The following is a 19,760-nucleotide window of genomic DNA, read 5'->3' as shown; positions in this document are numbered from 1 at the left end:
TGATATGATACTCCATAAGTAGACAAGGTAAATAACCAAAACTACTTATGGAGGTTTTTTATGGCAAAATCACCACATACTCCTGAATTTAAAGCGAAAGTATCTCAAGAATATCTTGATGGATTAGGCTCATTCCCTTTTTTAGCTAATAAATATAGTATTGGTCTGCAAACAATACAGTCATGGGTTTCCAAGTATAAACTTTATGGCATTTTAGCTTTTCAAAATAAAGCAGGAAATAAAAAATATACTTCCGAATTTAAAACAATGTGCGTAGAAGCTGTATTATCCGGAGAAGGAAGTGTTAATGATATAACAGCAAAATATAATATTTCAAGTCGTTCTGTTTTAAGTGGTTGGATTTCAAGGTATAATGCCAATATAGAACTCAAGGATTATGATCCTAAAGGGGAGGTATATATGGCAAATTCCAGAAGAAAAACAACTATAGAAGAGCGAAAAGAAATAGTTAAATATTGTATTGAACATAATCGTAATTACAAAGAAGCAGCAAGCCTTTATGATGTTTCATACAGCCAAGTTTACTCTTGGGTTAAAAAGTATGATGATATAGGCGAAGAAGGGCTAATAGATAGACGAGGACACCATAAAAAAGATGAAGAATTAGATGAATTAGAGAAATTACGTCGAGAGAATATTAGATTAAAAAAGAAACTAGAAGAAAAAGATATGGTGGTAGAACTGCTAAAAAAAGTGAAAGAATTCGAAGGGATGTGAGGCTTGGCAAACAACGTAACGAAAATAAGTATCTAGCAATAAAATACTTTTATGAAACAAAAATATGGAGTATTAATTGGATGTGTAAAGTACTTAACATATCAAGAGCATCATACTACAAATGGCTCCACAGAGAAGTACCTCAACAAGAATTAGAAAATATTGAATTAGCAAGATTAATAAAAGAATATGATGAAAGATTTAATCATATTTTAGGATATCGTAGAATGACATCTTGGATTAACCATTTCAATCAAACTAATTACAGTAAAAAAAGAGTCCATAGGATTATGCAAAAATTAGGTATTCACTCAGTAATCCGAAAAAAGAAGAATAAATACATTTCAGTTAAGCCGGAAACAATAGCAGAGAACATATTACAAAGAGACTTTTATGCAACAGAACCAAATCAAAAATGGGTAACAGACATTACAGAATTTAAAGTACCAAGAGAAAAGAAAAAGATTTACTTAAGCGCCATACTTGATTTGTATGATAGGTATCCAGTAGCCTATGTATTAAGTAGTAGAAACGATAACAAATTAGTATTTAAGACCTTTGATAAAGCAATAAAAGATAATCCATTAGCAAAACCAATCTTCCATAGCGATAGAGGATTTCAATACACAAGTAAAGTATTTCAAAGAAAACTGAAAGAACAAGAAATGAAACAGTCAATGTCAAGAGTAGGACACTGTATTGATAATGGACCGGTAGAAGGATTCTGGGGAATAATTAAATCAGAAATGTATCAAATGTATGAAATTACAGATGAAGAGTCCCTAAGATATGCAATTAATGATTACATGCGTTTTTACTCAGAGGAAAGATTACAAGACAGATTTAACTGTAAAACGCCATTAGAAGTTAGGACAGAAGCTTTATCAATTAAAACTCCTATAGAATACCCTATATCTGCGAATAAGAGAATAGAGAAGTACAAAGAAAAATGGACAGCATAAAAACTACCACATAACTTAGATGTCATGTGGTAGTTCATAAAAATTATTTTAGATATTTTACCTGTCTACTTGACAAGGGGCATATCACTATGTGCTATCGTTTTTTTCATATTAATGTTTATATAGAAATAGTAGCAGGGTATTATATAGTAAATTGATATAATCTTTGAGGAGAGGAGTAGGATATTGGATAAATTTATGGATTTATTAGCAGAGATCATAAATGATACTGGAAAAGGAGATTTTTATGAATATAGGATATGCTTGTTTAACAGTAGGAGTACCAGATACAGATCAAAAGAGTTGTATGCTAAAAAATGCAAACAAAGAAAAGCTATTAGAGCTAATTTCTTATAACTTAAATTCTCTAGAAAATATTATTGATTATAATATAAAAAACAAAATCAAACTTTTTAGAATCAGTTCTGACATAATACCATTTGGTTCAAATCCTGTAAATAACCTTGAATGGTGGGATATATTTGATTCCCAATTTTCAAGAATAGGTCATAAAATTAAAACTAGTGGTATGAGAGTTTCAATGCATCCTGGCCAATACACTGTATTGAATTCTCCCAAAAAAGAGGTTGTAGAAAATGCAATAGAGGATTTACGTTATCATACTAAAATTTTAGATACTCTTGGTATAGGAGAGGATAATAAAATTGTTTTGCATATTGGTGGAGTTTATAATGACAAAAGCCAAGCAATAAGACGATTTATAAGCAATTATAGAGAACTAGATGATTCAGTAAAACGAAGACTTATAATTGAAAATGATGACAAATCCTACAATATAAGTGACGTATTGGAGATTGGTAGTATTATTAATGTTCCAGTAGTTTTTGATAATCTGCATAATCAAGTAAATCCATTTGACAAAAGTAAAAGTGATTATTATTGGATCGATAAATGTAAAGAAACATGGAGAGAAAAAGATGGCATTCAAAAGATTCATTATTCACAGCAAAATCCTCTAAAAAAGGCTGGCTCACATTCAAGTACTATACAAATCAATAAGTTTATGAGTTTTTACGAAGGTTTAGAAAGAGATGATATAGATATCATGCTTGAAGTGAAAGACAAAAATCTTTCAGCTGTTAAGTGTATTAATTGTACTTCTAGTGATAAATCAATAAAAGATCTTGAAATTGAGTGGAGCAGATATAAATACATGGTATTAGAAAATTCACCATCAGATTATGTAGAAATTCGAAAATTGCTTAATGATAAAGATGCTTATCCCGCTACTGAGTTTTATAATCTAATACAAAATGCTTTAAGCAAAGAAATCACTATTGGTAATTCTATAAATGCTGCATTACACATTTGGGGTTATTTTAAGAAAAAAGCAACAGACAGAGAAAAAAATAGTTTTTTAAATAATATTGAAAAATATGAACAAGGGCAAACATCACTTAAGACAATTAAAAACAACCTATGGAAAATAGCTGTCAAATACAATCAATCTTATCTTTTGGATTCATATTATTTTATATAAACTAAGTTAGTAAGTTAGTGCCGGGGGCGAATATTTTTTCATATTCAACCAATTGGATAGTATAGTAAACAAATAATTGATAGTATTCATCTGTGTTGGAGCTTATAATATAAGTAAATAAGGGTAACTCAAAATAAGGAGTTGAATTTAATGAATCAATTAGAAATTGGGAAGAAAATTAGATATTTAAGAAAAGAAAAAAGTATAACTCAAGATGAGTTAGCTAAATATCTTGGAGTAACAACACAAGCGGTTTCTAAATGGGAAAATGAAATTTCTAGCCCTGATATTTCTTTATTACCTGCTATATCAATTTTCTTTGGTATTACTATTGATGAATTGTTTTCTATAACTGATGAGGCAAAAGTTGAACGATTGGATAATTTACTTGATTATGAAAGAGAAATTTCTCAGGATGAATTTCTTGATGCTGAACTTTTTTTGAAGGGACAAATTAAAAATACAAATAAAACTGTTGATGAAAGATCCCATGCATATACAACACTCTCTTGGCTCTATTTGCACAAGGTTCAAGAATTTCAAAGGAAGGCTAGCCAGGCATCGAAAAAAGGTCTTAACTTAACACCTTTTTCTTCAGATTTGCACAAAGCTTTAAATAATGCACATAAAGTTCCAATAGGAGATTGGAATATGATGAATCATGCTAAAAGAATTGACTATTATTATGAATTTGTTAAATTGTATCCTGATGCTGATAAGGGATATCTATGGTTATTAGATTCACTGATTTGTGATGGTCGCCTTGTAGAAGCAGAGAATGTTCTAAATCAATATAAATCATTGCAAAATAGGAACAAAAGAAGAGATTGGAGAGAATATCATTATCAAGCTTTAATTGAACAGAAAAAAGGAAATTTAGATAAAGCAAATCAAATCTGGAGTGAAATGACCAGTAAATATGAAAATGTTTCAGGTCCTTGGTTTGAACTAGGTGCTGCCAGTGCATATAGCGGAGAATGGCAAAAGGCAATAGAATGCTTTGAAAAAGATTTTGATTTGTTTAATAAGGCATTTGAATTATATAAATTTTATGCATTATAAATAGATAAAGACAAACATCCGATAAAAAAATATAAAAAGAAAGAGAGGAAAACATGAGAATATTACATGTTTTGGCACAATTGCCTTCAAAGACAGGATCAGGAGTATACTATTCAAATCTTATAGAAGGTTTTAAAAAATATAATCATGAGCAAAAAGCTATTTTTGGATATCAAGATGAATATAAATGGGATATATTAAATAATAAGGATCAATATCCTGTAGCTTTTAAAAGCGAAGAATTGCCCTTTCCTATAGTTGGAATGAGTAATGTCATGCCTTATGAAAACACTTTATATTCATCTATGACTGAAGAAATGGTAGAAATGTATAGAGAAGTTTTCAGAAAAAAACTAGAACAAGCAAAGGAAGATTTCGTTCCTGATATTATATTTGCACATCATCTATGGATATTGACTTCTTTAGTTCGGGAAGTGTTTCCAGATACAAAGATCATTGGGATATGTCATAATACAGATCTAAGACAAGCTAAAATGAATCCACATCTTAAAGATAAATATGTAGATAGGATACATGAGCTAGATTATGTATTTTCAGCTTCTGAACATCAAAAAGATGAAATAGTAAATGAATATGGTATAGATAGAAACAAGATAATAGCAGTAGGTGGAGGTTTCAATCAAAAAATATTTTATCCTCCAAAAGTGAAGAAATATGATGATAAAGTTAGACTTGTATTTTGTGCAAAAATAGACCCATCTAAAGGAATTTATGAACTTATAGAAGTGTACAAGTCTCTAGGGATAGAGAATGTAACTTTGGATATTATAGGGATCCCTAATGAGGATAATAAAAAGAAAATAGAAGAATACATTGTAGATGATAGCAGCATAAGACTATACAATGTAGAAAACCAAGTAGCCTTAGGTGAGGAATTAAGAAACAAGGATATTTATCTTATGCCTTCTTACTATGAAGGGTTAGGACTTATGGCTATAGAGAGTCTAGCTTGTGGACTATATGTAGTAACAACAGAAATAGAAGCTTTAATGACACTTCTAGGAGAAGAAATAAAAGATTCTGGTGTAATTAAATATGTTCCCCTTCCTAGAATATACGATACAGATAAACCAGTTAAAGAAGATTTACCAGAGTTTAAAGAAAATCTAAAAAAGGCCATATTAACTCAAATTGAAAAGGTAAGAGAGAAGAAAGAATTTCCTAGTGAAATTAAGGATAAAATAAGCTCTTTTTCTTGGGAAGGATTAGTTGATAATATAAATAAGTTAGTAAGTTAGTGCCGGGGGCGAATATTTAAATAATAAAAAACCAAAAAAATGAGGTGGAAAAATGTTTGAAGATATCAATGATAGAATTTTTAAATTAAGAGAGAAAATGAATAGAAAACAGAAATTAGAGTCTATGTTAGAACAAGCTAAAACAGAATTAGAAATGCAAAAGAATAGAAAAGATGAACTAAATAAAATTTTAAATAAAGAAGAAAAAGATGTTAAGAAATTAGAATCACTAAGTATAACAGGATTGTTTTATTCTATATTAGGTAGCAAAGAAGAACAACTAGATAAAGAAAGGCAAGAATACCTTGCAGCCAAACTTAAATATGACGAATGTTTGAATTCTTTAAGTGATATAGAAACAGAAATCATAAACTATAGAGAAGAGTTAAGAAAATACATAGACTTAGATGAAGAATATAAAAAATTATTAAAAGAAAAACAGGAATTAATATTAGGTAAAAATGATGAGAAATCTCAAATGTTAATAGCCAACTTAGATAAAGCTACTGATTTGGAATTGGATATAAAAGAAGTCAAGGAAGCAAAAAATGCAGGGAATAATTTGCATAGTGCCTTAAGTCAATTAATAGAAACTTTAGAAAGTGCTAAAAGTTGGGGAACTTGGGACTTGTTTGGAGGAGGAATCATAGCAACAGCTGCAAAACATTCAAAAATAGATGAAGCAAAAGAACAGGTTTACAATGTTCAAAGTTTAATCAGAGCATTTGAAAAAGAACTATCTGATATAGAAATGTCTACAGATATTGATATAAACATTAGCTCTTTTGATACTTTTGCAGATTATTTTTTTGATGGATTGATATTCGATTGGATAGTTCAATCAAAGATAAATGATTCCCTAGATAGAGTTATTAATTTAGATAGAAAGGTTGAAAAATTAATAAATTTATTAATAAACGATTTATATAAATTAGAAAATAAATTAGAAACGGTAAAAGAAAGTATTGATAGGTTAATGGAGGAGTAATTGCAATTAAATATAATATTAGTGAATAGATATAGTGTTTTAAATTTAGAAAGATTTCTAATGGTTATCATTAGGAGGGGTGTAGATGGCTACTTCATCATTTAATAAATATTATGAAATTGAAATTTTTTTAAAAGAGAGAGCTATCTTATTAAAAAAAGTTAGGAAAGAGTAGAATTTTTTTATTTTTGATTTAATATCTATTGTACTATAGTAAGTTAGTGCCAGGGGAGAATATTTTGTATTCTTTAATTAAGAACTAGGGTATAATATTATTAGGTAGAAATAATAAATATGGGGGTGTTAAATTGAATACTGCTAAAGATAGACTTAAAAAGTTGATAGATGAAATTCCTGAAACTAAAGCAGGAGAAGTATTAGACTTTTTATTGTATATTAAAGGCAAAAGTGAACAAGAATTATATCTAACACCTGAAGAAGAAGAAAAGATTTGGGACAATATAAACACTGATGAAAGGATGAATTCCGAAGAAGTAAGAAAATTATTAATTGGTGAAAGTGATGAGTAATATTATTTATCTTAAATCTGCATTCAAAGCACTTAAAAAATATGATTATGATACAAGGAAAAGGATTTTAGATTCAATTGAGAAAATACCTCAAGGAGATATTAAAAAGTTAAAAGGTGAAAAATACCCTCCATTATATAGATTGAGGGTAGGGAAGTATAGGATTATATATCACATAGAAAACGACAATATAATAATTGCTGAAATAGATACTAGAGGAGATATATATAAATAGAGGATGGAAAGCTAAGGCTGACCATCTTTTTTGTGTATTTATGACATAGTAAAAAGAAGGGAATATAACAGCTGCAAAACATTCAAAAATAGATGAAGCAAAAGAACAGGTTTACAATGTTCAAAGTTTAATCAGAGCATTTGAAAAAGAACTATTTGATATAGAAATGTCTACAGATATTGATATAAACATTAGCTCTTTTGATACTTTTGCAGATTATTTTTTTGATGGACTGATATTCGATTGGATAGTTCAATCAAAGATAAATGATTCCCTAAATAGAGTTATTAATTTAGATAGAAAGGTTGAAAAATTAATTAATTTATTAATAAATGATATAATAATTATAGAATAATGATAGGAGGTGCTTTGATATGCTTATAAAACCATCCACAGCACTTAGAAATGAATATAATGAAATATCAAAAATTTGCAAAGAGAAGCAACAGCCTGTTTTTGTAACTAAAAATGGTGAAGGTGATTTAGTAGTAATGAGCATAGAATATTATACAAAAAGAGAAGAGTTATTAGACCTTCGTGAAAAACTATTAGAAGCAGAAGCACAAAAATTAAATGGTACAAAAACTTATTCAATTGATGAAGTAAGCTCTAGATTAAGATGACTTATAGAAGGAGAATTATAAAGTTGCTTTTTTACAATCAGCATTAGATGTTTTGAAGAAACTATATTTTATATTGCCTATGAAACACAGTATGAAAGAGAAAGACCAGGTTAAGAGAAATTAAGACAAATATTATCTCGTTAAAGAAACTTATAGAAATGAGTGATGAGCAAAAATCTCAGGAGCTTATTTCTATTTTTGTGTGTAATAAATATTATAAATTGAAATTTTTATAAAAGAGAGAGCTATCTTATTAAAAAAGTTAGGAAAGAGTAGAACTTTTTTATTTATGAATATCAATATGGTTTCTACGTCCGTAGGGCTACGAAGGGAACCATGGTTTAAATGACATTCTGTTTTTAATATCCCATTGCTTATGCATTATCTTCCATATGGTTTCTATCGACGTAAACTTATCTGTAGTTATAATCCACCCTTCTTTAACTTCAAACTTATCTCCAATATGGATTTCATCTATAAATTTTATAAATATTTTTTCTTTATTTATTATTTCTTATATTGTTAAATTTTTTATGTTGCTTATATAGCCGTTATATATTATAATATATACAGAACGTTAGTTCTAGTATGCCGAAAATCAAAAGCAAGATAGTTAAATACACATATTATTAAAGTCTCATTCAACTAATATTAAACAAAGTTTCAAAAACATTGTGAGAATATATAATAAATAAATTGAAATTTTGATAAAAAAACCATAGGTGAATTAGATTTTAAAATAGATTATAATAATATAAAATCAATATTACACATTGTTAATAAAAAGAAAGTAAGGTGATAGATAAAAAATGCTAAAGTTAGGAACAGTTTTTAGTGGAATTGGAGCAATTGAACATGCATTAATTAGAATGGGAATCCCTCATAAAATAGTATTTGCATGTGATAATGGAGATGTAGATATTTTATCAAAAAATATTGATAACAATATAGAAGAGGTTGAATCAGAATTAATAGAATTAAATAATATGATAGATATTATAAGAAATGATAAAGGCAATGATAAAAATTATATACAAGAATTATCAAATAACTTATCTATTATAAGTAAAAGTTATGATGAGTTTTTAGGGTTATTAACACCAAATAAAGAATTTATAAATTTTATAAAAATATTACTTACTTATTTTGTTGAAAACAATTATTTTAATCCAAATGTAATAAAAGTATACAATAAATGGATTAATATTCTTAGAAATGATAATACATCTGATAAAGTGAAATATTTTGAGTCAATGAAAGCAATAATAAAAGTCGAATCAGATTATAAAAGGATATACGGTAAGAAATTTAAAGATAGCGATATTTATAAAGCAATAATAAAAAATAAATTTAATTATGATGAATTTGTATTAATTAGTAATTTCAAAAGAAAAGAAAATAAATTAAAAAATATTGCTGAAAAATTATCTATGTTACATGAAAAAATAAATACGTTTTATATTTTAAAAGAATTAGATAAAATTAAAGATTATAAGAAAAAAAAAGAATATGTTGATAATCTTTATAAGGGCAAAGAATCTCAAAATAAAGTAAAAAAATCATATATGGCTAATTATGACTTAAATCCTGATGATTATCATTGGAATGTTTCTTTTTTAGACGGTAATCAGTATAGAGATAAAATTGATTTATTTGTTGGCGGAAGCCCATGTCAATCATTTAGTTTGGTTGGAAAACAAAGAGGTCTTGAAGATACTAGAGGAACTTTATTTTATGAGTATGCAAGATTAATATATGAAATTCAACCAAAAGTATTTATTTATGAAAATGTTAAAGCTGTATTAAGTAATGATGATGGAAATACATGGAGAACGATGAAAAAGGTGTTTGATGATCTAAACTATGATTGGAGCTATGATGTTTTAAATTCAAAAGATTATGGAATACCACAAAATAGAGAAAGATTATTCGTAGTTGGGTTTAGAAAAGATATTAAAAAAAACAGAAAAAAATTCATATTTCCTTCTCCAAAGCCATTGGAAAAAACGATGAAAGATTTTTTACTAGACAATGTTTCTGGGAAATATTATTTATCCAAGAAAGGTGTTAAATTTGTAACAAATAAGAAAAATATAGATAAAAGATATACTCAAATAGATGGAGATATTCAATTATGTCAGAAAAAAAACCAGCAATTTAATTGGCATGGTGATTTTGTGTTTGAAGAAGAAAATAAAGATAAAGAAAAAACAATAAAAGATTTAGAAAAATATTTTTTATCGGAAAAAGTCAAAAAATACGTATTGTCATCAGGTACAAAAGGTTTTTACTCAAAACCTGAAATAGATTTAGATATAGCAAGACCATTATTAACATCAATGCATAAAATGCATCGAGCGGGTGTAGATAATTATGTTACAACTGAAGGCAGAATTCGAAAATTAACTCCAAGAGAATGTTTGAGATTAATGGGGTTTTGTGACAGTTTTAAAATTGTTGTTGCTGATACACCTGCATATCAACAAGCGGGTAATTCAATAGTTGTTGATGTTTTAATTGCAATAATGGATAGCATAATAGAAAGTTATCCAAATATAATTAAGTAGGAGGTAATTTCTTGAATAATATCATTATTAATGAAAGAAGATTCGATATAATAGATACTGTTGAATGTATAACTATAGCGGATTCTTTTGTAAAAATCAACAAAATTGGAACTGGTCATGGCGAGGCTAAGTTATATGTTGGAAATTATAATGATAGATTAGTTGAGTTTTGGGGTGATTTTAGTGATCGATGTTTTTTTCTAAAAAGTGATTTTGAAAAGTTTTTGACTGATTCGAAAGATGAATATTTATTTCCACAGCAAGAATATTCTAATAAAGATGTCATGCCTAAAGTATATGAAAAGCTTAGAGAAAAAATAAGTAACTTAGAAAATGATTTCCTTGAATTTAATATATATAGGTCCGACGTAGCTCTTCCAAGAGTATATATCAATTCTGATTCTGATTATTATACTTTAATGAGAGAAGTCGGGATACCTAATATTTCTTATGTATCTATACTTAAATTAAAAAATAATAATAAAATATATTATTATTTTAAATTGTTCATAGATTATAAATCTGATATAGTAAAGTTTTATCGACCAAGAGAGAGAGATCAAGAAAATTTGATTGTAAAAAATGATAAAATATCAAAACGAAGTAAGGAAAGATTAATATCATCACGAGTAGGACAAGGTGAATATAGAACTAAATTATTAAATGAATGTTTATTTTGCCCTTTTACGTTAGTTAATGATGAAAGGTTATTAATTGCTTCACATATAAAACCATGGGCTGATTCAAATGATAGAGAAAAAGTAGATCCCAAAAATGGTTTTATATTAACGCCAACCTATGATACATTATTCGATAGAGGTTTTATTACTTTTGAAAATAATAAAAAATTAATGGTATCTCCATGGATATCACCAATGAATCAAAATAGATTGCAAATATATACAGGAAAAACAATATCAAAGTTACCATTAGACGAGAAAAGAATAGTTTATTTAGAATATCATAGAAAAAATGTATTTAAAGGTTAAATAAAAATAAAGATAATATAAAAAAATTAGACTAAATATAATTAAAAAGGTAGTTGAAAAAACTATTAAATTATTATAACAAAGGTTACTTATGAAAAAATAAAAAACTAAAATATAGTCAACTTCTTTTGTTATTAGAATAAGAATTAAAGAAAGATGGATATTTTAAATAATATGGATTTGCAAATAAAGAGTAAAAATTAATAGTTTTAAAAGGTGCTGATTAATATATCTAAATAAGAAGGTGATTCTATGGATATTATTTCTACATTAAAAGATAAAAATGGATTAGTATTCAACGAAGAACAAATAAAAATAATAAACCATTTTAATGGTCCAGCAGTAGTAAATAGTACAGCTGGAAGTGGGAAAACAACAATAATTTGTGCTAAAATAGGAGCACTAATTAATGAATATGATATTAAACCAGAAAAAATATTAGTTTTAACGTATTCTAATGCTTCTGTTGAGGATATTTCTAATAGATTTAAAGATTTAATGATAAGTAAAATCCATATAAATGATATAGAAAAAGTTAAATTTACTACTATTCATAGTTTTGCTTTATCAGTAATTAGTTATTATTCATATAAAACAAATATTAAATTTAATATTCTTGGTAATGAGCAAAAGAGTGTGATAATTAAAATTTATAGAGAAATAAATAATAGGGAGCCCAGTGAAATTGAATTAGAAAAAATAATTAATCTATTAACTTTTATAAATAATAACAAATTAGATAGTCATGTAAATATTAGTGGAATTACATTAGTTGATTCTTTTAGCTCAATTTACAAAAGATATGAGGAAATTAAAAAAGAAGAAAATCTAGTTGATTATGATGACATGATTTATGTAGCGTATAAACTATTGAAAGAAAATTTTGCATTAAATAAGTATTTTAGTGAAAAGTATCAATATATATTAGTAGATGAAGCTCAAGATATTTCAGGCGTTCAATATGAATTTATAAAGCAAATAGTAAATTTTTTTGGCAATATTATGTTTGTTGGAGATTCTGACCAAACAATATATAGCTTTAGGGGTAGTAGGCCTGAAATATTAGAGAAATTTGGTGATGACTTTTCTTATTCTAATAAATTTTATTTAGATGTAAATTACCGTTCTTCTAAAGATATTGTAGAAAAAAGTAAAAAGTTTATTGAAAAATCTAATAAAAGATTTACAAAAGAAATAAAAGCAAATAGTAATAAAAATGGGAATATATATATTAATCAATTTAATAATGAAGATGAACAATACAAATTTGTAATAAAAGAAATTATGGATAAACATATGAGTGAATTAGATGAAACAGCTATTTTATTTAGGGATAGTTTGTCAATTATTAAACCTACTTGTTATTTAATTAATAAAGGTGTGAAATTTTATTCGAATATTGGTGAGTTCCGCTTTTTTAGACATTTCACTAAAAATGACATTATTGCTATTATATTATTAGCTGATGATAAAACTCTATTGAGGGCATTTTATCAAGTTTACAATAAAATGGGATTGCTGTTAAAAAGACAAGATATAATAAAAATACGTGATGAACAATTAAATGGTGAAGATATTTTTACAACATTTAGAAGATTAAGAGGTTTTACTAATGAACAAAGAAATTTAATGAATAGATTTGAAGAGCATTTAGATGAGATAGTTAAAATGAAACCTTTTAATGCAATAGATTATATATTAGAAAACATGGAGTATAAAAATTATTTATCTAGATTATCTAAAAATGTTGATTATCAAAATTCTATTTATTATAGATATATTGATATAATGAGGTTTTTGACTAAGAATGAACCATCAATTAAAACATATTGGACATGGGTTGGAAGATTACAGCTTAAAATAAGGGAATCTGTAATTAATAAAAATAGGGAAGCGATAACATTATCTACATTACATAGTTCTAAAGGTTTAGAATTTAAAAATGTATTTATTATTGATATAAACGATGGAATATTGCCAACATATATGAGTGAAATAAATAATAAATCATTTTTTAATAACCATGATCTTGATGAAGAAAGGCGACTTATGTATGTTGGTATGACTAGGGCAAAAGAAAATTTGTATTTATTATCTTCTGGAAAGAAGTCTCCATTTATTAGTGAAATAGAAGAAATTATTGAATAATACCTAGTACTACTCAACTTTTGTTGAAAGCTTCACAAAATAAGTTTTATTTAAACATTCAATAATAGAGATTATATGATATAATAAAACAAAGTAAAATTATGGATTTGCAGCGAACCTATTTTTTAAAAGAAATGGTATAACGATTGAATACACTAAGCTACAAGAGTTTTTGTAAAAAACATCCAAACACGATCGTAGGTTTACTGCAACTAACATAGCTTACAGCGATTTTAGGAATAGGTATAAATGAGTGATATCAACTAGTATAGACATTTCTAGTTTTAGGGTTTTATATTAACTATGTGGGATGTAAATGAATTAATTGATGGACATAAGTATTATGTTTTAATTGGTTTTATATTAACTATGTGGGATGTAAATATGGCTTAATAGGCTTTGTATAGGTAACATCAGCAGTATAGTTTTATATTAACTATGTGGGATGTAAATTATTTTTTGTGTCTAATGTAAATATATAAAAGCTTTCGTTTTATATTAACTATGTGGGATGTAAATAAGAAGGATGAAACATTTAGAATAGAGCTTAATTTCATGTTTTATATTAACTATGTGGGATGTAAATTCCACATTTGAGGTGGTATACATGGGACAAAAAAGAGTTTTATATTAACTATGTGGGATGTAAATCATTTCGCTATAGAAGATGAAGAGGCACAGGAGACTCGTTTTATATTAACTATGTGGGATGTAAATCTTACAGGTGAAATAATGGTAGATGGGGAAGGTAAGTTTTATATTAACTATGTGGGATGTAAATTGTTCGGTTCTTTTTGCTTTAATTCTTCTACCAATCTGTTTTATATTAACTATGTGGGATGTAAATCTGATCTTCATCTATTACGTCTAGTTTATTCGCATTGGTTTTATATTAACTATGTGGGATGTAAATGGGAATAAACGATTCAGTATTTTCAGGAGGCAAAGGTTTTATATTAACTATGTGGGATGTAAATGAACATGCAATAAATGGCAGTTACGGAGAGGCTTGGGTTTTATATTAACTATGTGGGATGTAAATATGAATTTTATAATCTCCAATCTTGCACAAAAACAGTTTTATATTAACTATGTGGGATGTAAATAGAGTATAAAACAAAGTGGAATACTACAAAATTTAAGTTTTATATTAACTATGTGGGATGTAAATTGCTTTAAGTTATCACTTACTTTCTTAGACATTTTAGAGTTTTATATTAACTATGTGGGATGTAAATGCTATTTTCTCTAAGTTTTCTTTTTCCAGGCAACCACGTTTTATATTAACTATGTGGGATGTAAATTCTTTTTATCAAACATAAAAAGATTTTTATCAAACAGTTTTATATTAACTATGTGGGATGTAAATGTCTTATACCTTCTCTCAGTCTATCTGTAGCAAATGTGTTTTATATTAACTATGTGGGATGTAAATTACAAAAACAAAATAGATTCAAATGATCAGTTGAATGGTTTTATATTAACTATGTGGGATGTAAATACTTATTCTTGCTTCTTCATGAGTTTTATAAAAATTAGTTTTATATTAACTATGTGGGATGTAAATATATTTAATGAAGAAACTTCAAAAGAAATATTAAAATAGTTTTATATTAACTATGTGGGATGTAAATATAGTACTAAACGGAATTTTGCAAGGAATATTGGCAGGTTTTATATTAACTATGTGGGATGTAAATTTTAAAGCTTATAAATAGCTTTTTAATCGTTTTTATAGTTTTATATTAACTATGTGGGATGTAAATATTGATAATTATCTGTTGTTTTATAAGATTTATGAAGGTTTTATCTAAACTATGTGGGATGTAAAAACATGTAAGGTTATAAAAATGTAAGTAATGAAAACTTTTTATCTTAACTATGTGGGAATATTTTCAAAGGGTAGGAATACAAAGAAAAAACTAGCAAAAGGCCAGTATATGGAATTAAATCTAATATACTGGCCTTTTTATCATATTTCAAAATTTTACATTGTTATAAACTAATGGTATATTTAAAATAACAAAATAATAACCTATATGAAAGGTAATAATATAATTAAGAAAGGGAGGTGAAATTATAAGATGCGTTTAGCGATTCCTTTTTATTCTACACTTATTCCTATTAGCCAAGGTTTTCTAATTAGCAGTTTATTTAAGGAAGCACTAAAAAAAGTTAATATTAATTACTGTACTTCACTGTATTATTATAACAAAAAAAACAGTAATAAAAGGACAAAGCATTTTTGTACCTCAACATATTTGGAGGACTATGAAATCTTAGATAATGAGATAAAACTAAATGGAAAAATGATTTTAAATATTAGTTCTCCAGATATGCATTTCATGACAAATATATATAATGGACTTTTAAAAACTAACGAATTCCAATACAAAGATTATAAACTTACCCGAGGAAAAATAACTTATCAAAAAGAAAAAATCATACTAACTCCAACTGTCGATTTCAAGACTCTTTCTCCAATAATAATCAAAACAAAGGAAAATAAATTCATAGGGCCAGAAGATAAAAGTTATGAAGTAGAATTAAATTATATAACAAACCTAATCTTAAAGAATTATAGGGGATATGGTCTAAAGGAAGAATTGTCTTTTAAAGCTATTGATATGAAGAAAACTGTTTTAAAAGAAGAAATAGAAGAATTTACAGCAAATACAGGGAAGAAAATTTTTTATATCACTGGTTATAGAGGAGCTTTCAAACTTGCAGGGGATATTGAAGACTTAAATGACATATATAGATTGGGGATAGGATATCGTAGAGGTCAAAATGCAGGAATGATAGAAGTTCTTTGATGAATGGGGGTGAGGACGATAGAAAAGTATAGATTTTATAGGACAGGAGATGTAGTAGCTGATATAGGGATTATAGAGCTATATGATATATTACAAGAGATGAAATCCACTTATGAAACGGAAGGCAACTGGGATATAACACTAGAAGCTAATTGTTTGGCAGTAGAAGGTTTGAAACCTAAAACATTGTACGATTACATTATAGAACATGAAATATTTCAAGTTTTTTTAAATGGTATAAGAGATGATCTTAATAAAAAAGGATTAGAAGAGGTAGTTGTTGAAAAATTAAATATTGGTAATTTTAAAGAAATAATATCTCAAAGTTCCTTAAAGGAAAAAGACAAAGAGTTTTATTTAGATAAGTTTAGTAAAAAGTATTTTCCTTATGTTAGGAATAGTGGAAAGTATGGAGCTAATTCAGGATCTGAGGAGAATTTCCACTACAATTTTAAAGAATTAATTGATTTAGTATTTAAAATAAACAATAAAAATGATGATGAACAGAGAGATATACTTAAAAAGTATGAGCCAATTGATGAAAAGTGTACAGTTTGTCATACAAATATAGCTACAAGGTTGGATATTACTCATAAAGATGAAAAAAAAGAAAGAATCAATTCAAAATATAATTATTCTTTCTTTGGGTCTGAAATGAGTACTTTTAATAATTATGGTGAATGCAAAAATAGTATTTGTTTTGAATGTGAATTTTTGAATTTAATGTTTCTTCTATATATTAGTAGGAAAAGGCCAAAGGTTCTTGGATATACAGATGATTTGTATTTTCTTCGATATATAAACAATAATTTAATGCTTAAAAAAAGAATATATGAAGATGCAGCTTTCCAATTGAAATTGGGGAAATTGAAGGGAAAAGGGATAAGATTATATGATGTAATAACGGATAGCAATAAAGGAGTTATACTTACTTTCCAAATCTTGACAGAGTATGAAAAGCTTATTCAAGATGTTGAATTGATACACATTGCTGATAACTACAATTATTCTCATGACAAGGCTTTGATGAGAGATAGATGCAAGCAATATATTAGATACAAAAATTATGAAGCTTTAAGAGATACTTTAATTTCAAATATTTTATCTTTTGCTTCTGAAGATAACGAAGAGATATTGTTGAATATCAAAAATTATCAGAAGTTTATAAATATATTGAATTCAATACAGGAGGGAGGAGGTTGTTTCATGAAAGACAATTATTTTAGTAAATTAGGAGAAAACTTGAAAAAAAACATGGTTTCATCTTCAGATGAAGAAATTAACAATAATAGGAAAAATATAGCATTGAGAATTACTAATATGCTTAAAGCGGATGATAGAGCAGGTATGTTTGATTTCTTAACTCATTTGATTATTGTAAACAATGTAGAGATGCCAAACGAATATTCTGAAACTATTTTGAATAGTTCAAAGAATGAACTTCATTATTGTGTAGGGAAATTTTTAGAAGGTTTTTTAAATAATAAAAAGGAGTGTTGAGAATGGATAAGAGAGTATCATGTGTAACCCTTACTATATTGACAGAAAGTCCTGTTCCATTGTCTTATGATCAAGGAGCGGGAAATTATAATGAAATAAAGAAATATCATTATGGTAATGAAGTATACGCTAAAACAGGGGTATCAACTATTACTTATGAAATGAGAAAACAGCTTCATAAAAATAATAGTTGGGTATTGAGTGATATAGTGTTGAATAAAGACAGCAAGAAAAAAGTTAAGAATGTATATCCAACCTTAGAATCTTATGAATCTGCAAATGAAAAGGGATTAGAAGCTGATGTCTTTGGATATCTAGTTCCTAGTAAGCAGTTGAGCAAGACTTCACCTTTGAGGATAATACCTTTTAAATCGGTACATCCATACAGAAATGATGTTCAATTAATTACAAACAGAGGGTTCTTAGATAGAGATTTAGATAGAAAATATTTTGATAAGGATGAAAAGAGTGAAGAAGCAGATATCCCTAAGACTCAAGCTTTAGCTAATGAAGAGATATTTGGAGGATACTATACATGGACTATAACTATTGAATTGGATCGTCTTGGAGTGTTAGAAGTAAAGGATGGTAAGTATTTGCTTCCAGATGAAAGAGAATATTTCAGTAAAGAAATAAGGGAAGAAGTTTTAAAAGATATATTAGATGTAGTGACAAAATTGACAAGAGATATTAGGCATGAGAAGGTTCTTTTAAAGCCATTAGCAGTATTTGGTGGAGCTTTTGAAAATACCATCCCATATTTTTGGAATGATATAATTCTTGACGAAGAAAATAGATTGGATATTTCGAACCCATTTAATACCATTTATAGCTATGATTTGAATGATGAGATGTATGTAGTAGCAGTAGATAATAGATTAAAGCTCAATGAAGATGATTTGAATAAAAAACTTACGAGCATATTTCCAGTGAAGGAAATTAAGAAATTAGGTGAAATTCTTTATGTAGGAGAAGATAATTGTTGGTATGTAAGTGAGGAAAGGGCGAGTAAAAATGAAGACTGAAAAGGTCTTGAAAATCAATATATATCAACCTATAGCTCATTACAGGGAAGCAAAGATAATGCAAGATGACTATATTCCGACTCTTCCCCTTCCAACAGCAACTACCATAGCAGGAATGATTACTTATGTAGTAGGGGAGAGACTGGAATCAGAATTTAAAATTGCAGTAGTTGGTGATTATGAAAGAAAGGATATGAGCTTTACTAGAGGAGAATGGGGAGAATTTTGGAAAGGATACAACAATTTAGTCAAGGGAAAAGATAAATATATAAAATTAAAAAAAGGCGAGTTTTTTGATTATTATAAAAACATATATAGTAATAGAATTATGTATTTTGAGGAACTTTGTGATGTGTATTTGACAGTATTTTTTACAACTGAAAGTAAAGCTGAATACGAAAAGGTGAAGAAATCTTTTTTGAATCCAAAAAGGTATATGGTACTTGGAAGAAGTGAAGATTTTGTGGTTCCCAGAAGAGCAAGTAAATTATTAGAGGAAGTTGAGATATATACAACTTGTATAGAAAACAAGAGAGAAGCAATAAAGGATGATATCATCTTAAAAAATACTTATGTAGGAGTAGATATAAGAGATGATAGATATGAGGAATTATTAAACAGTGGAGTATTGTACAATATCCCTACAACTTATAAAGAATATAGTAGGAGACAAAAAGTAGATAGGGTTATGGAATACGGCCATTTCATATACCTTGATAGTGAAGGATATTATCCTAGAAGTGGAATGTTTAATGTATATGAAGGAGAAAATGAAAAGATTCCTTTTGTCTGGATGAAGAGAGAAGGTGAATAGATA

The 19,760-nt window shown here is 27.3% G+C and carries 17 protein-coding genes and 1 CRISPR repeat array; all 17 genes read left to right on the top strand.

Annotated elements, in window-relative coordinates; all coding sequences use genetic code 11:
* Positions 1–60: 60 nt before the first annotated feature.
* The 17 genes from BQ9840_RS12825 to cas5 all read left to right on the top strand — a co-directional run bounded on the left by BQ9840_RS12825 (position 61) and on the right by cas5 (position 19,757).
* On the top strand, positions 61–738 hold the full coding sequence (locus tag BQ9840_RS12825; RefSeq protein ID WP_077368208.1) for a helix-turn-helix domain-containing protein: 678 nt from the start codon (positions 61–63) through the stop codon (positions 736–738).
* Positions 735–1,700, top strand: a complete 966-nt coding sequence (locus BQ9840_RS03720) for an IS3 family transposase (protein WP_077368205.1) — start codon at positions 735–737, stop codon at positions 1,698–1,700. Before BQ9840_RS12825 ends, BQ9840_RS03720 begins: the two co-directional genes overlap by 4 nt.
* A gap of 247 nt (positions 1,701–1,947) precedes the next feature.
* The gene (gene uvsE, locus BQ9840_RS03715; RefSeq protein ID WP_077368202.1) at positions 1,948–3,201 is read left to right on the top strand and encodes a UV DNA damage repair endonuclease UvsE; all 1,254 of its coding nucleotides are present in this window, start codon (positions 1,948–1,950) and stop codon (positions 3,199–3,201) included.
* A 150-nt stretch (positions 3,202–3,351) separates the two neighbouring features.
* A complete protein-coding gene (locus BQ9840_RS03710) occupies positions 3,352–4,263 on the top strand; it encodes a helix-turn-helix domain-containing protein (RefSeq protein WP_077368199.1) in 912 nt (303 codons plus the stop codon).
* 53 nt (positions 4,264–4,316) lie between these two features.
* Positions 4,317–5,522 (top strand): glycosyltransferase family 4 protein, encoded by a 1,206-nt coding sequence (locus BQ9840_RS03705; RefSeq protein WP_077368196.1) that lies wholly within the window; start codon positions 4,317–4,319, stop codon positions 5,520–5,522.
* Between the two features lie 52 nt (positions 5,523–5,574).
* Positions 5,575–6,510, top strand: a complete 936-nt coding sequence (locus tag BQ9840_RS03700; protein ID WP_077368194.1) for a hypothetical protein — start codon at positions 5,575–5,577, stop codon at positions 6,508–6,510.
* Between the two features lie 308 nt (positions 6,511–6,818).
* Positions 6,819–7,040, top strand: a complete 222-nt coding sequence (locus BQ9840_RS03695; RefSeq protein ID WP_077368191.1) for a hypothetical protein — start codon at positions 6,819–6,821, stop codon at positions 7,038–7,040.
* Positions 7,033–7,275 (top strand): type II toxin-antitoxin system RelE family toxin, encoded by a 243-nt coding sequence (locus tag BQ9840_RS03690; protein ID WP_077368188.1) that lies wholly within the window; start codon positions 7,033–7,035, stop codon positions 7,273–7,275. The genes BQ9840_RS03695 and BQ9840_RS03690 overlap by 8 nt, the downstream gene beginning before the upstream one ends.
* A gap of 166 nt (positions 7,276–7,441) precedes the next feature.
* Complete coding sequence (locus BQ9840_RS03685) at positions 7,442–7,630, top strand: hypothetical protein (protein ID WP_077368186.1); 189 nt, start codon at positions 7,442–7,444, stop codon at positions 7,628–7,630.
* Positions 7,631–7,649: 19 nt separating this feature from the next.
* Positions 7,650–7,898 (top strand): type II toxin-antitoxin system prevent-host-death family antitoxin, encoded by a 249-nt coding sequence (locus tag BQ9840_RS03680; protein ID WP_077368183.1) that lies wholly within the window; start codon positions 7,650–7,652, stop codon positions 7,896–7,898.
* An 809-nt stretch (positions 7,899–8,707) separates the two neighbouring features.
* Positions 8,708–10,465 (top strand): DNA cytosine methyltransferase, encoded by a 1,758-nt coding sequence (locus tag BQ9840_RS03675; protein ID WP_077368181.1) that lies wholly within the window; start codon positions 8,708–8,710, stop codon positions 10,463–10,465.
* Positions 10,466–10,476: 11 nt separating this feature from the next.
* Positions 10,477–11,454, top strand: a complete 978-nt coding sequence (locus BQ9840_RS03670) for an HNH endonuclease (protein WP_077368178.1) — start codon at positions 10,477–10,479, stop codon at positions 11,452–11,454.
* A gap of 252 nt (positions 11,455–11,706) precedes the next feature.
* The gene (locus BQ9840_RS03665) at positions 11,707–13,602 is read left to right on the top strand and encodes an ATP-dependent helicase (RefSeq protein WP_077368176.1); all 1,896 of its coding nucleotides are present in this window, start codon (positions 11,707–11,709) and stop codon (positions 13,600–13,602) included.
* 289 nt (positions 13,603–13,891) lie between these two features.
* A CRISPR array of direct repeats spans positions 13,892–15,498; the repeat unit is 29 nt; unit sequence GTTTTATATTAACTATGTGGGATGTAAAT.
* Between the two features lie 188 nt (positions 15,499–15,686).
* Positions 15,687–16,418, top strand: a complete 732-nt coding sequence (gene cas6, locus BQ9840_RS03660; RefSeq protein WP_077368173.1) for a CRISPR-associated endoribonuclease Cas6 — start codon at positions 15,687–15,689, stop codon at positions 16,416–16,418.
* A 9-nt stretch (positions 16,419–16,427) separates the two neighbouring features.
* The gene (locus BQ9840_RS03655) at positions 16,428–17,918 is read left to right on the top strand and encodes a hypothetical protein (RefSeq protein WP_143254309.1); all 1,491 of its coding nucleotides are present in this window, start codon (positions 16,428–16,430) and stop codon (positions 17,916–17,918) included.
* Positions 17,919–17,920: 2 nt separating this feature from the next.
* On the top strand, positions 17,921–18,943 hold the full coding sequence (gene cas7i, locus BQ9840_RS03650) for a type I-B CRISPR-associated protein Cas7/Cst2/DevR (protein ID WP_077368169.1): 1,023 nt from the start codon (positions 17,921–17,923) through the stop codon (positions 18,941–18,943).
* Complete coding sequence (gene cas5 / locus BQ9840_RS03645) at positions 18,933–19,757, top strand: CRISPR-associated protein Cas5 (protein WP_077368167.1); 825 nt, start codon at positions 18,933–18,935, stop codon at positions 19,755–19,757. Before cas7i ends, cas5 begins: the two co-directional genes overlap by 11 nt.
* Positions 19,758–19,760 lie beyond the last annotated feature (3 nt).

Origin of the sequence: Anaerosalibacter sp. Marseille-P3206, from assembly GCF_900155565.1 — a bacterium.
Classification (GTDB): Bacteria; Bacillota; Clostridia; order Tissierellales; family Sporanaerobacteraceae; genus FUHM01.
This window is presented reverse-complemented; position numbering and strand designations above follow the sequence as displayed.